The organism is Agromyces sp. GQ35, from assembly GCF_059758475.1.
Window position 1 is genome coordinate 168,624 of the sequence record NZ_JCAXEO010000003.1, and the last position, 12,770, is coordinate 181,393.

Annotated in this window: 13 protein-coding genes; 6 read left to right on the top strand and 7 right to left on the bottom strand. The window is 70.7% G+C overall.

The genetic code is table 11. The features are described 5' to 3' along the window. Positions 1-40 precede the first annotated feature (40 nt). Positions 41-1,417, top strand: coding sequence for an MFS transporter (locus tag AC6CH0_RS15915; RefSeq protein WP_498102615.1), 1,377 nt, complete (start codon positions 41-43; stop codon positions 1,415-1,417). Then, positions 1,414-2,964, top strand: a complete 1,551-nt coding sequence (locus AC6CH0_RS15920; protein WP_498102617.1) for a pyridoxal phosphate-dependent decarboxylase family protein — start codon at positions 1,414-1,416, stop codon at positions 2,962-2,964. The genes AC6CH0_RS15915 and AC6CH0_RS15920 overlap by 4 nt, the downstream gene beginning before the upstream one ends. 20 nt (positions 2,965-2,984) lie before the next feature. Here the strand turns inward: AC6CH0_RS15920 and AC6CH0_RS15925 are convergent, their stop codons facing one another. The 4 genes from AC6CH0_RS15925 to AC6CH0_RS15940 are packed head-to-tail and all read right to left on the bottom strand — an operon-like array spanning position 2,985 to position 6,866. Beyond that, on the bottom strand, positions 2,985-3,860 hold the full coding sequence (locus tag AC6CH0_RS15925; RefSeq protein WP_498102619.1) for a hypothetical protein: 876 nt from the start codon (positions 3,858-3,860) through the stop codon (positions 2,985-2,987). Between the two features lie 4 nt (positions 3,861-3,864). Continuing rightward, on the bottom strand, positions 3,865-5,043 hold the full coding sequence (locus AC6CH0_RS15930) for an Mrp/NBP35 family ATP-binding protein (RefSeq protein WP_498102621.1): 1,179 nt from the start codon (positions 5,041-5,043) through the stop codon (positions 3,865-3,867). Beyond that, positions 5,030-5,551 carry a DUF1003 domain-containing protein gene (locus AC6CH0_RS15935; protein ID WP_498102623.1) on the bottom strand — a complete coding sequence of 174 codons (522 nt, stop codon included), beginning with the start codon at positions 5,549-5,551 and terminating at the stop codon, positions 5,030-5,032. Before AC6CH0_RS15935 ends, AC6CH0_RS15930 begins: the two co-directional genes overlap by 14 nt. Continuing rightward, positions 5,538-6,866 (bottom strand): magnesium transporter MgtE N-terminal domain-containing protein, encoded by a 1,329-nt coding sequence (locus tag AC6CH0_RS15940; RefSeq protein ID WP_498102625.1) that lies wholly within the window; start codon positions 6,864-6,866, stop codon positions 5,538-5,540. The genes AC6CH0_RS15935 and AC6CH0_RS15940 overlap by 14 nt, the downstream gene beginning before the upstream one ends. A 91-nt stretch (positions 6,867-6,957) precedes the next feature. Here AC6CH0_RS15940 and AC6CH0_RS15945 point away from each other — a divergent pair, with 91 nt between their 5' ends. Both AC6CH0_RS15945 and AC6CH0_RS15950 read left to right on the top strand, forming a co-directional pair. Beyond that, positions 6,958-7,704: a YflT domain-containing protein gene (locus tag AC6CH0_RS15945; protein ID WP_498102627.1), complete on the top strand. Its 747-nt coding sequence runs from the start codon at positions 6,958-6,960 to the stop codon at positions 7,702-7,704. 97 nt (positions 7,705-7,801) lie between these two features. Beyond that, on the top strand, positions 7,802-8,143 hold the full coding sequence (locus AC6CH0_RS15950; protein ID WP_498102629.1) for a TIGR02611 family protein: 342 nt from the start codon (positions 7,802-7,804) through the stop codon (positions 8,141-8,143). A gap of 6 nt (positions 8,144-8,149) precedes the next feature. Here AC6CH0_RS15950 and AC6CH0_RS15955 read toward each other — a convergent pair whose 3' ends face one another. After that, positions 8,150-9,724, bottom strand: coding sequence for an aminopeptidase P family protein (locus AC6CH0_RS15955; RefSeq protein ID WP_498102631.1), 1,575 nt, complete (start codon positions 9,722-9,724; stop codon positions 8,150-8,152). A gap of 20 nt (positions 9,725-9,744) precedes the next feature. Next, the gene (locus AC6CH0_RS15960) at positions 9,745-10,761 is read right to left on the bottom strand and encodes an endonuclease/exonuclease/phosphatase family protein (protein ID WP_498102633.1); all 1,017 of its coding nucleotides are present in this window, start codon (positions 10,759-10,761) and stop codon (positions 9,745-9,747) included. 97 nt (positions 10,762-10,858) lie between these two features. On the opposite strand from AC6CH0_RS15960, the gene AC6CH0_RS15965 reads away from it, so the two are divergent. Then, positions 10,859-11,728, top strand: a complete 870-nt coding sequence (locus AC6CH0_RS15965) for a PHP domain-containing protein (RefSeq protein ID WP_498102635.1) — start codon at positions 10,859-10,861, stop codon at positions 11,726-11,728. Between the two features lies 1 nt (position 11,729). Here AC6CH0_RS15965 and AC6CH0_RS15970 read toward each other — a convergent pair whose 3' ends face one another. Continuing rightward, positions 11,730-12,179 carry a MarR family winged helix-turn-helix transcriptional regulator gene (locus AC6CH0_RS15970; RefSeq protein ID WP_498102637.1) on the bottom strand — a complete coding sequence of 150 codons (450 nt, stop codon included), beginning with the start codon at positions 12,177-12,179 and terminating at the stop codon, positions 11,730-11,732. 68 nt (positions 12,180-12,247) lie between these two features. On the opposite strand from AC6CH0_RS15970, the gene AC6CH0_RS15975 reads away from it, so the two are divergent. Beyond that, positions 12,248-12,721, top strand: coding sequence for a hypothetical protein (locus AC6CH0_RS15975; RefSeq protein ID WP_498102639.1), 474 nt, complete (start codon positions 12,248-12,250; stop codon positions 12,719-12,721). The last annotated feature ends 49 nt before the right edge of the window (positions 12,722-12,770 follow it).

The following is a 12,770-nucleotide window of genomic DNA, read 5'->3' on the forward strand; positions in this document are numbered from 1 at the left end:
CAGTTGACCCACTTCGCGGCCGGGTGAGTACACTGCCTCCATGACCGCAACGGAGCGAAGCCTTTCCCGCGGTGTCGTGACCCGCTACGCCATCGGTTCCATCGGCACCGGCGGCTTCGCCACCCTACCCGGGCTCGTGCTCGTGTACTACCTCACCGACACCCTCGGCGTCACCGCACTCCTCGCCGGCCTCGTGGTCACCGCCGCCAAGGTCTGGGACGTCGTGATCGACCCGTGGATCGGCGAACGCAGCGACCGGGCGCTCGCCCGCACCGGCACGCGCCGCACGTGGATGATCGTCGGTGCACTCGCGCTGCCCGTCGGGTTCGTGCTGACGTTCGCGGTGCCGGCCGGGCTCGCCCCCGCGGCATCCGGGGCCTGGGTGTTCGTCGCGTTCCTCACGACGGCCACGGCATTCAGCCTCTTCCAGGTGCCCTATATCGCGCTGCCGGCGGAGCTCACCGCCGACTACGACGCGCGCACGCGTCTGCTCACGTGGCGCGTCGTGGTGCTGACGATCGCGATCCTGCTCTTCGGTGCAGGCGGGCCCGAGCTGCGAGCGGCCTTCGCCGACGAGCACACGGGCTACCTCGTGATGGCCGTCGTCGCGGGCCTCGTGATCGGAGCGGGCATGTTCGTCGCGACGTCGACGGCGGCGAAGGGCGAGCGTTCGACGGATGCTGTGCCGCGCCGGGACATCCGTGCCGGCTACACCGAAGGAATTGCCGCCCTGCGGCGAAGCGCCGCCTTCCGCGCCCTGCTCGGCGCGTTCGTCCTGCAGGGCCTGGCGACGGGCCTGATGCTCGCCGGCGCGCAGTTCGTGGCCACCTGGGTGCTCCGCGACGAGCGCGCGGTGACCTTCCTCTTCGTGGCGCTCATCGCCCCAGCAGTGCTCTGCGCCCCGGTGTGGCAGGCGGTCTCCGCCCGGGTCGGCAAAGAGCGCGGTTTCGCCATGGCGAGCACGCTCTTCGCCATCGCCGCTCTCAGCCTCGTCGGCATGATCTGGGTGCCCGGAGCGTGGGTCTACGTGCCGGTCGCCCTCGCCGGGGCGGGCTACGCCGGCATGCAATCGCTGCCGATGGCGATGCTGCCCGACGTCATCTCGCACGATGCCAGAACGCACGGCATCGGTCGTGCCGGCAGCTTCGGCGGCGTCTGGACGGCGGGGGAGACGGCGGGCATGGCGCTCGGCGCCACGGTGCTCACGATCGTGCTCGCGATCACGGGCTACGTCGAGTCGACGGGCTCGCAGGCTGTCGTGCAATCGCCGACCGCGGTCGCCGGCATCGCCGTCAGCTTCAGCGTGATTCCCGCCCTGCTCGTCGCAGCGAGTCTCGTGGCGTTGCGCCGGTACCCGCTTCGCCGCGACGACATCCGAGCGGATGCCGCGGCGACGACCGCAGAGACGGTGGCATGATGGTCGACTTCCGCCGCGAGGCATCCGACGTTCTCGCCGAACTCGAGGCGCTGCGAGCGGCCGACGCGCCGACGCACGGCGGCCGGGTGCTCTCGTACGTCTACGACTCGGGTCTGCCCGAACTCGACGAGCTCGCCGCACGTGCGGCACGCCTCGTGCAGCCGGTCAACGGCCTCGACCCGACCACGTTCACGTCGGTCGCCGCGATGGAAGCCGGGGTCGTCGGCTTCGCGCGCCGTGCGCTCGGCGGTGCCGGTGACGATGACGTCGTCGGGTCGGTCACCTCGGGCGGCACCGAGAGCTGCCTGCTCGCGGTCAAGTCGGCGCGCGACGTGTGGCGGGCCGCGAGGGCGGGCACGCCGCGGACGCCGCGGATCGTGGCGCCGGTGACGGTGCACGCCGCCTTCCACAAGGCCGCGGAGTACTTCGGACTCGAGCTCGACCTCGTGCCGGTCGATGCCGCGACGGGTGCCGTTTCGGCGGCCGCCATCGAGGATCGCCTCGGCGACGATGTCGCGCTCGTCGTGGTGAGCGCGCCCTCCTACCCCTTCGCGACACTCGACCCCGTCGCCGACGTCGCGGCGATCACCGGCCCGCGCGGCATCGCGCTGCACGTCGACGCCTGCATCGGGGGCTTCGCCCTCGCCTTCTGGCCGGGGTCGCTGCCGGTGTGGGACCTGGCCGTGCCCGGCGTGACGAGCCTGTCGGCCGACCTGCACAAGTACGGGTACGCGCCCAAGGGCGTCTCGGTACTGCTCACACGTGGTCGCGATCGCCAGCGCCACCAGTACTTCGCGACCACGGCGTGGCCCGGCTACCCGGTCGTGAACCCCACCCTGACCGGCTCGAAGCCAGCTGGGCCGCTCGCCGCCGCCTGGGCGATCATCGAAGCGCTTGGCGAGGGAGGTTTCATCTCACTCACGGCACGCGCGGCGCGGGCCACCGCGGCACTCCGTGACGTGGTCGAGGGCATCGAGGGGTTGCGGGTGGTCGGCTCGCCGACGGGTCCACTCTTCGCCGTCGCGGTCGACGACGACGTGCCGGTCGAGCGCCGGGTCGACCCGCACCACTGGGCGGATGCCGCGCGAGCCTCGGGCTGGCAGCTGCAACTGCAGCCCGGGCTCGACCAGGTCGACGGCAGTCGGCTCCCGCACACCACGCACCTGACGGTGACTCCGGTCACCGAGGCGGTCCTGCCCGAGTTGAGCGCTGCGCTCGTCGCCGCGGCCGACGCCGTGCGTGCGACGCCGCCGGTCGACGGGACGGTGCTCGTGGCCGGGCTCGCCGAGTCGCTGCCCGGCGGGGCCGACGCGCTCGCCGCGGCATCCGAGGGTCTCGATTCCGACGGCGCCGCGGCGCTGCTCCGCGCATTCGGGCTGCTCGGCGATGCCGACGGCGCCGGTGTCGCCGGCCCCGTCGCGCTGCCCGAGCGGCTCGCGCCGGTGCTCGCCCTCGTCGGAGCGCTGCCGCCGCAACTCACCGAGCGGCTGCTCGTCGAGTTGCTCGCGCGCGTCGTGGAACCGCCGCGAAGCACCGACGCCGGCTGACCGCTCGGCGGTCGCGAACGCTAGTGCGACAGCGCGCAACGCTCGCCGTAGTAGGCGTAGAGCTCGGCCTTCAGCGTGTCACCCGACGAACGATCGAGCCGACCCTCGCGCCCGTCGCTCGTGCGGATCTCGAACGGCAGGATGGTGCCGCGCTTGTCATCGGCGATGGCGTGCGCGTCGCAGCGAGCCGGTCGCACGGGCAGTGAGATCGTGAACGGTTCGTCGCCGGCCGCGACCTCGACGCCGAGCGGCCAATCGACACCGCCCTCGGCGTTGAGCAGCGTCGTACCGTAGACCCGGTCGATCGTGAACGAGCCCGTGCCGGATGCCGCGGGGACGACCTCGATGTCGATGAACGCCCGCCGATCGACGCCGACGCCCGCCGAGCGCAGCTGTTCCGGCATCTCGAGCGCGGCGACCTGCTCGACGGACTCGGCGAGGCACGCTTCACCGCTCACCCTGGCGAGCGTGTCGAACGGGTCGTCGGCGGCGAGCCGGCCCGAGCCTCGACCGGCGGGGATCGAGACATCGAGCAGCACGGTCGCGTCGAGGTGCGGCGGGTCGGCGGTGCAGTCGCTCGCAGTGAGCTCCATGCGGATCTGCACGGCGGCGCCCGGTGCCACCTCGAACGGCTTGTCGCGTGACATGCCCGGCGCGAGCGACGGAGAGTCGAAAGCGAGCCGTTGTACCGTCACCGCTGCGTCACCCGCGTTCTCGACCCGGATCACGAGACGGCGTGCCTCGATGTCGAGCCGGCCCTGCTGGATGCTCGCCGACAGTCCGTCGGGCAGGCCAGGAGGAGGCGACGGGGCGCAGGCTGCGAGTCCGAGCACCGGCCCCGCAACGACGAGCGCGAGGCAGGTCGCGAGCCGGCGGGTGAGGCGGGCGCGCGACATCCGGTCACCGGACCGTGACGTCGAGCCGGCGTCCGGTCAGCGAGCGGGGGATGGCCGCGAGCCGTGCCGCGACCTGCTCGATGGCGCGCGCTGCGGGGTCGTCGGGTTCGGCGAGCACCACCGGTACCCCGTCGTCACCCCCGCGACGGAGGGCCACACTGAGCGGCACGCTCGCGAGCAGCGGCACCGGCTCGGGTTGACCCGCCGAGAGGCGTTCGGCGACGATCGCCCCGCCGCCGGCCCCGAAGAGATCGAACAGCTCGCCACCAGGCTGCGTGAAGCCGGCCATGTTCTCGACGACGCCGACGATCTTCTGCCCGGTCTGGCGGGCGACGACGCCCGAACGCTCGGCGACGTCGGCCGCCGCGGGCTGGGGCGTCGTCACGACGACGACCTCGGCGTTCGGCAGCAACTGGCCGAGCGAGATCGCGACGTCGCCGGTGCCGGGCGGCAGGTCGACGAGCAGCACGTCGAGATCGCCGAAGTAGACATCGGTGAGGAACTGCGAGAGCGTGCGGTGCAGCATCGGTCCGCGCCAGGCGACGGCGACGGATGACGCCCGCCCTCCCTCTTCGGACGGTTCGACGAACATGCCGATCGAGATGACCTTCACGCCGTGCGCGACGGGCGGGAGGATCATCTCGTCGACGCGGGTGGGTCGCGCGGCGAGCCCCGACTCGTCGACGAGGCCGAGCAGGCCGGGAATCGAGAAGCCGTGCACGTCGGCGTCGACGAGGCCGACCGCGAGGCCGCGTGCGGCGAGTGCCACCGCGAGGTTCGCGGTGATCGTGGACTTGCCGACGCCGCCCTTGCCGCTCGTCACTGCGATCACGCGGGTGAGGCTGCCGGGGCCGAACGGGTTGCCGCGGGCCGCTCGGCCGCCGCGGAGTCGCTCGGTGAGGGCCGCGCGCTGCTCGGGCGTCATCACCGAGAGCACGACGTCGGCGTTGCCGGCACCGGCGACCGATTCGGCCGCCTGGCGCACGTCTCGTTCGATGCGGTCGGAGGCGGGGCATCCGACGATCGTCAAGCGGATGCCCACCTGCACACGCCCGTCGTCGCCCACGGTCACGTGATCGACCATGTCGAGATCGGTGACGGGCTTGCGGATCTCGGGATCGATGACGCCGGTCAGTGCGACGCGGACCGCGGCCTCGAACGCGGCGGGGTCAGCGTGCTGCATGCTCCGCGTCCTCATCGTCGCGGCGGTCGAGCTCGTCGAGGATCGCGCGGAGTTCGGCCCGGATGAACTCCTTCGACGCGAGTTCGCGCATCGCGAGACGGAGCGCGACGACCTCGCGCGCCAGGTACTCGGTGTCGGCGAGGTTTCGCTCAGCGCGCTGTCTGTCTTGCTCGATCTGCACCCGGTCGCGGTCGTCTTGACGGTTCTGCGCGAGCAGGATGAGGGGTGCCGCGTAGGAGGCCTGCAGCGAGAGCACGAGGGTCAGGGCCGTGAAGCCGATCGCGATGGAGTCGAACCGCAGGTCGATGGGCGCGACCGTGTTCCACACCATCCAGCCGATCGCGAACACCGACAACGCGAGCAGGAAGCCCGGCGTGCCCATGCCTCGCGCGACCCACTCGGTGAAGCGACCGAACCGGTCGCTGTCACCCGAACCGCGGAAGGATGGGGAGCGGCGAATGCCCTTCGGGGTGTCGAATCGCCGGTCGTCAGCGTCAGCGCGTGCCATCTCCTGCCCTCCTTCCGTGTGGGATGGGGATACTCCCCGTCGTCAGCTGGGCTCGCGCGGCTGCGCGGCGGCCCACCTCGGTTTCTTCGGGATGACTTCGCCAGTCATCGGGCAGGAGGTAGTCGAGCACGTCATCAATCGTCACCACCCCGACGAGTCGATGCTTCTCGTCGACGACCGGCACCGAGACCAGGTCGTAGCTCGCGAGGATGCGGCTGACCTCGGCGGCCGAGGTGTCGGCGCGCACCGGCTCGAGACCCTGGTCGATGAGGGTGCCGAGACGCTCGTGCGGGGGATAGCGGAGCATTCGCTGGAAGTGCACGATGCCGAGGAAACGCCCCGTGGGCGGCTCGTAGGGCGGCAGGGTCACGCAGACTGCAGCACCCAGTGCAGGCGGCAGGTCGTGCCGGCGGATGAGCGCGAGCCCCTCGGCGACGGTCGCGTCGGCCGAGACGATGATCGGCTCGGTCGTCATCAAGCCGCCCGCCGTGTCGGGCCCGTACGAGAGCAGGAAGCGCACGTCTTCGGCCTCTTCGGGCTCCATCAGCTCGAGGAGGTGCTCGCCGCGCTCTTCAGGCAGTTGCGCGATGAGGTCGGCCGCGTCGTCGGGCTGCATGTGATCGAGCACGTCGGCGGCCCGGTCGTCGCCGAGGCCCGCGAGGATCACGACCTGGTCGGACTCGGGCATCTCTTCGAGCACGTCGGCGAGGCGATCGTCGGAGAGCTCCTCTGCGACCTCCTGACGGCGCTGCGGGGGCAGATCGAGGAGGGTGCTCGCGAGGTCGGCAGGCTTCAGTTCGGAGTAGGTGGCGATGAGGTGCTCGGCGGATTGGGCCTCGCCGCTCGGGTTGGTCTCACGAACCTCGCGCCAGGTCACGTAGGCCGATTGGCCCTTCGAGAAGGGCGATGCGCCCTTGGGGCGACGCACGAAGAGCTGGTCGACCTGCCACTCGCCCGGCTCCTGCTCCTCGATGGCGACGTCTTCGATGGTGGCGCCGCCCGAGCCGTCGGTGAAGGCGACCTTGCGGCCGAGCATCTCGGCGATCACGCGCACCTCGCCGCCGCGCTGCTCGAAGCGGCGCAGGTTGATGAGGCCGGTCGTGATGATCTGGCCGCCGCCGATGGAGGTGACCCGGCCGATCGAGACGAAGACCCGGCGTTTGCCGGGGATCTCGACGATGAGCCCGACGACGCGCGGCGGGTCGTTCTTGCGGTACACGACGAGGACGTCGCGCACCTTGCCGACCCGATCGCCGTTGGGGTCGAAGACGGCGCACCCGGCGAGTCGGGCGACGAAGACTCTCGTGGCGCTCACGTGTACCAACTTAGTCCCGGATGCTGCAGACGAGGCGCTTCCCGTCCCCACCACCGGTGAGTGGCACAGGCCGCCATGGGAGAATGACGGGGTGAGCAACCAATCGCCGTTCGGCGGCCGCATGGGCCGAACCTTTCCGACCATGCCAAAGGGAGAGACGGTCGCGAGCTTCGAGACGTACGCGGAGGCGCAGGCCGCCGTCGACCGACTGGCGAAAGCCGAGTTCCCGGTGCGGGAACTCGCGATCGTCGGCACCGACCTGGCGACGGTCGAACGCATCACCGGCAAGCTCACGTGGAGCCGCGCGGCCGGCGCCGGCGCATTGTCGGGTGCGTGGTTCGGTACGTTCCTCGGCCTGCTCTTCTTCATCTTCGCGCCGACCGGTGCCTCGATCGGCATCCTGATCTCGGCGGTGCTCATCGGCGCCGGATTCGGCATGATCTTCAGCGTCGTCTCGTACTCGCTGAACCGTCGGCGCCGCGATTTCACCTCGGTCATGCAGGTGCTCGCGAACCGGTACGCGATCATCGCCGAGACCGCCCACGTCGAACGCGCCCGGACCGTGCTCGGCGTCGACGCGCCGGCACCCGCGCGGCCGACCGCGTCGCAGTCGTCGACCTCCGGTTCGCGGCCGATGAGCTACGGCGAGGCGACGGATGCCGCGCGGCGGGCCGAGGCCGAGGCGGCACGGGCTTCACAGCCGCCGGTTCGGCCGCGCTACGGCGAGATGGCACCGACCGTTGAACCTGCTGCCGAGTCGCCGGCCACGCCTCAGGCTGACGGCAGCGAAACCCCTGCCGACGGTGACGAGTCGGAGCCGCCCGCCTCGGATCGCTGAGATCTCGCGGCGGTGACGTCGTCTGCGGGATGGGTCCGAGCTCGACGCCGCGGCCGCGGGGCAGCACATTCTCAGACTCGCGATATATCGTGACTGCATGGTCACGCAGCGAGAACTCGAACGCGAGATCGCCGACGGTGAACGCGCCGATCGGCCGATCCGGCGCATGCTCCGAGGCATCCGTCGACGCATCGAACAGCGGCCAGGACTTCGCCGCGCCTATCGAATCGTCGTCGCGGTGCTCGGCGGCGCCATCGCCCTGCTCGGCCTGCTGCTCGTGCCGTTGCCCGGACCGGGCTGGCTCGTCGTGTTCCTCGGCCTGGCGATCCTCGGCACCGAGTTCGCCTGGGCCAAGCGCCTGGCCGCGTTCACGAAGCGCCAACTCGCCCGCTTCTGGGCGTGGTGGCAGGCGCGCCGGGCAGCTCGCCCGGCGGCCTGACCGCCGCTACCGGCTGCTACCGGCCCGTACCCACGCCTCGACCTCGTCGGCCGTGCGGGGGATAGCGGCCGAGAGGTTCTCGGCTCCGTCTGCCGTGACGAGGATGTCGTCTTCGATGCGCACTCCGATGCCGCGGAATTCAGCGGGAACGGTGAGGTCATCGGGCTGGAAGTAGAGGCCGGGTTCGATCGTGAACACCATGCCCGGTTCGAGCACGCCGTCCATGTACATGTCGCGGCGCGCTTGCGCGCAGTCGTGTACGTCGAGGCCGAGGTGGTGGCTCGTGCCGTGCACCATGTAGCGGCGGTGGAACTGGTTGTCGGGCTCGAGCGACTCCTCTGCCGATACTGGCAGGAAGCCCCACTCGGCCGTCTTGCGTGCGATGACCTGCATCGCGGCGGCGTGCACCTCGCGGAAGATCGCGCCCGGCTTCACGACGGCGAATGCGGCATCGGCCGCCTCGCGCACCGCTTCATAGACTTGGCGCTGCACGGCCGAGAAGGTGCCGTTCACCGGGAACGTGCGCGTGATGTCCGCGGTGTAGTAGGTGTCGAGCTCGACGCCCGCGTCGAGCAGCACGAGGTCGCCGGGCACCACGGGCCCGTCGTTGCGGGTCCAGTGAAGGATCGTCGCGTGCGGGCCGGCCGCGGCGATCGACGCGTAGCCGACGTCATTCCCGTCGAGGCGGGCGCGGGTGGCGAACACGCCCTCGATGACGCGCTCGCCGCGCACCTCAGCGGTGATACGCGGCAGTTCTTCGAGCACCTCGCTGAAGCCGCGCTGCGTCGCATCGATCGCGGCGCGCATCTCGGCGATCTCGAACTCGTCTTTCACGAGTCGCAGCTCTGAGAGCACCCGAGCGAGCTCGGCGTCGGGCTCGTGCTCGCCGCCCACCTCGAGCGAGAACGGGGCGTCGGACGCGTTCGTCGACAGTGCCTGCTCGGCGGCGAAGCGGATGCGCGCGTGGTCGACCCGCTCGGTGACGGATGCATCTGCCTCGCGCAGCACGAGGGTGGCCGTGTCGACGGCGTCGATGACCCGGTCGAATTCCTCGAGCCCGCGGGTCGCGACGGCCAGGTCGGCGGCGACGTGCGCGAGCGACGGACGAGCGCCGATCCAGAACTCGCCGATCGCGGGGTTCGCATAGAACTCTTCCGAGTCGCGGTCGGCGCGCTCGCGGAAGTAGACGGTCGCGTCATGACCGTTGATCGTCGGCTCGAGGACGAGCACGGCACCGGGCTCGGAATCGGAGCCCCAGCCGGTGAGGTGGGCGAAGGCGGAGTGCGCGCGGAACGGGTAGTCGGTGTCGTTCGCGCGCTGCTTCATGTCGCCGGCGGGAACGATGAGCCGCGTGCCCGCGAACGCTGCCGAAACCTTGGCGCGTCGCGCGGCGGCGAACGAGGCCTGTTCCCGTGCCGGGGGCATGGTCTCTTCGCGTTCGGCCCAGCCGCTGCCGATGAAGTTCTTGAAGCCGTCGGAACCGGGCGTCGTCGAACGGTTCGCGTCGCGGCCCTTCTCGTCGTGCGAGGTCGTGGCGGTGGCCGCCGTCTCAGTCGTGGAGGTGTCGCTGGTGTTCGCCATGCCGACCATTCTCCCACCTGTCACTGGGCGACGAGCGTGGACACGATCGGCCGGTGGTCGCTGCCGGCATCGTCGTACCCCTCGAGCACCTTGAAGGCCTCGACCCGCCAGTTCGAGGTCGCCATGACGTGGTCGATCGGACTGCCGAAGAACGGTGGCACGTCGGTCGGCCACGTGCCGAGGCCGGCGGCGCCGGCCTGCGCCGCGGCATCCTGGCACCGACCGAGGTCGCCGCCGTCGGTGCCATGATCGGCGAAGTGGTCGATCGTCGAGTTGAAGTCGCCCGCCATGATGACGTCGTCGCCGGCGCACTGCTCGGCGAGCCAATCGAGGTCGCTGCGCCAGTTGCGCAGCTCCCAGCGGATGGGGGCGACGGCGTGCACGGCGATGATGCGGGGGCCCTCGCCGTTCACGGGGTCGGCGACGACACTCGGCAGCGTGTTGGTGTTGCCGGGCGGGCCCGGCACTTCGGCCGAGACGACCTCGTAGTCGCCGAGGTCGGGGCTGATCAGAATCGTCGTCGATCGCGCCTTCGCGACATCGTCGAATGCGGCCGTGTGCACCCACATCGGGCTGCCGCCCTCTCGCATCGCGACCGCGACCTCTTCGCCGAGCGGCTCCGTCGTCTCGGGCAGCACCACGACATCGGCGCCGCGCTCGATCGCGAGGTCGGCGATCGTCGATGCCTCGGGCACCTCGCCGAGCGTGTTCCAGGAGAGCACCGTCACCGAATCTGGGCCCGGCTCGACGACTGAGCCACCGAAGCCACGGGCCGTCAGCACTGCGACGTTGCCGGCCGCGAAGAGCGCGAACACGGTGGCCATCGCAAGCGCGAAGACGCGCACGGGCCGGGCGAGGGCGAGCAGCAGGAACGCGATCAGCGCGACGACGCCGCCCGCGGCCGCTGCGCCGCGCAATGCCACGACGTGCGTGGCCACCCACTGGTTCTGGAGGCCGAAGGCCTGCGGCCAGACGAGGATGAGTGCCACGACGGCGGTGCCGAGCACGATGGCCCAGCCGAGGATGCGGGGGAGCATTCCACCAACCCTAGGCGAGCGCGTCGCCGGAGTTCGGGCAATGCGCTGCCGATCGACTGGGAGTCCTCGGTGAACATGCCGCGACTAGCATGGCAGGATGCCAGAAGCCCCCGCCGTCGCAGGCGAAGCCGACCTGCACACGCATTCGACGGTCTCGGATGGCACCGAGGCTCCCGCCGAACTCATGCGGCAGGCGGCACGTGCAGGGCTCTGGGGCGTCGCGCTCACCGATCACGACTCGACGAGCGGGTGGGCCGAGGCCGCCGCTGCCGTCCCTGAGACAGGGGTGGCGCTCATTCCGGGCATGGAGCTCTCGACGCGCGAGGGCTATACGAGCGTGCACGTGCTCGCGTATCTCATCGACCCGCTCGACGAGGCGCTCCTCGAAGAGACGGCGCGCATCCGCGAGTCGCGCATGACCCGCGCCGAAGAGATCGTGCGGCGCATCGGGCGCGACTACCCGCTCAGCTGGGATGACGTGCTCGCCCAGACCGTCGAGGGCACCACCATCGGCCGACCGCACATCGCCGACGCGCTCGTGGCCCGCGGTCACGTCGCGACGCGCTCGGCTGCGTTCGACGGCATCCTGCACCCGCGCGCGGGCTACGCGCAGCCGCACTACGCGCCCGATCCGCTCACCGGCGTGCGACTCATCCGCGCGGCGGGGGGCGTGCCCGTGCTCGCGCACCCCGGCACTCGCGGCGCCGAGCGGGTCATCCCGCCCGAGCGTCTCGCCCGTCTCGTCGACGCCGGTCTCTTCGGCCTCGAAGTCGACCATCCCGAGAATCTCGAGGCCGCGAAGCCTCGTCTGCGAGCGCTCGCAACCCGATTCGGGCTGCACGTCACGGGCTCGAGTGACTACCACGGCACCGGCAAGCCCAACCGGCTCGGCGAGTGCCGCACCGCGCCCGACGTCGTCGAGCGGATCATCGCCGAGGGCCGCGGCTCGGCGCCCGTACTGCCGTGAATCAGTCCAGCTGAGTTGTCGCGGGGCTCGGGGCGAGCGTCCGCATCAGAATCGACTTCAGCATGCCGAGTTCGATCGGGCTGACGGCGTGGAACAACTCCGCCGAAACCTGCTTGGTGTGCTGCTGCGCGTGCCGGAGGGCTTGGTCGCCGTCGCTCGTGAGGGCGAGGAGCGTCACCCTGCGGTCGAGAGTCGAGGGCGTTCGGGTGACATAGCCGAGCCGATCGAGGTCGTCGATCACGCGCACCATGCCGGTCTTGTCGGTGTTCAGCCGCGCGACGAGGTCGCGTTGGGTCTCAACGCCATCTCGGATCAGGAACATCACGGTGACGTGGCGGCTGGTCAGGCTCATCGGCCGCAACGCGTCGTTCAGTCGTTGCGTCGCCAGTGTGTAGACCTGGTGGAGTAGCAGCCCCACCTCGATCGGGACCTGCCCGCTGTCATCGCTCATGGCTCGATTCTCCCAAATTCGATCCAATTGTAATTGATCCATTTGGATCTATTCGGTAGGCTCCGACCATGTCCTCGATCGATGAAACGGCCCGCGAAACGCGCCGATGGCCGATGCGGTTCCTGCGAATCTCGCTGACGACGACGGCGCTCCTCATGTTCGGCCAGGCAGTGCTCGCCGGCCTGTTCATGGGCGGGCAGCCGTCGGCATTCGGCTGGCATCGTGCGATGGCGACGGTGGCGGGCATCGCGTTGATCGTCAGCATCGTCGCCGCGATCCTCGCACGCCGACTCGGGCAGGCTCCGCAGTGGCCGATCTGGGCGACAACCGGATTGCTCGCGCTCATGTCGCTGCTGGCCTTCGCCGGGTTCCGTTCGCTGACCGCTCTGCACGTTCCACTCGCGGTGATCACGATCCTCCTCGCTGCCGCTCTGGCTGCGTGGGCGTTACGGTATCAGCCGGCCGATGCCGCGACGATCGACCAGCGCACGTCCGGCGACCGTGCGAGAACCGAATCGCCGACGTCGGCACCGGTGTCCTGAACCTTCCGAACCGCAACGCACAGCGCCCGCCCGGCCGAAGCCGAGCGGG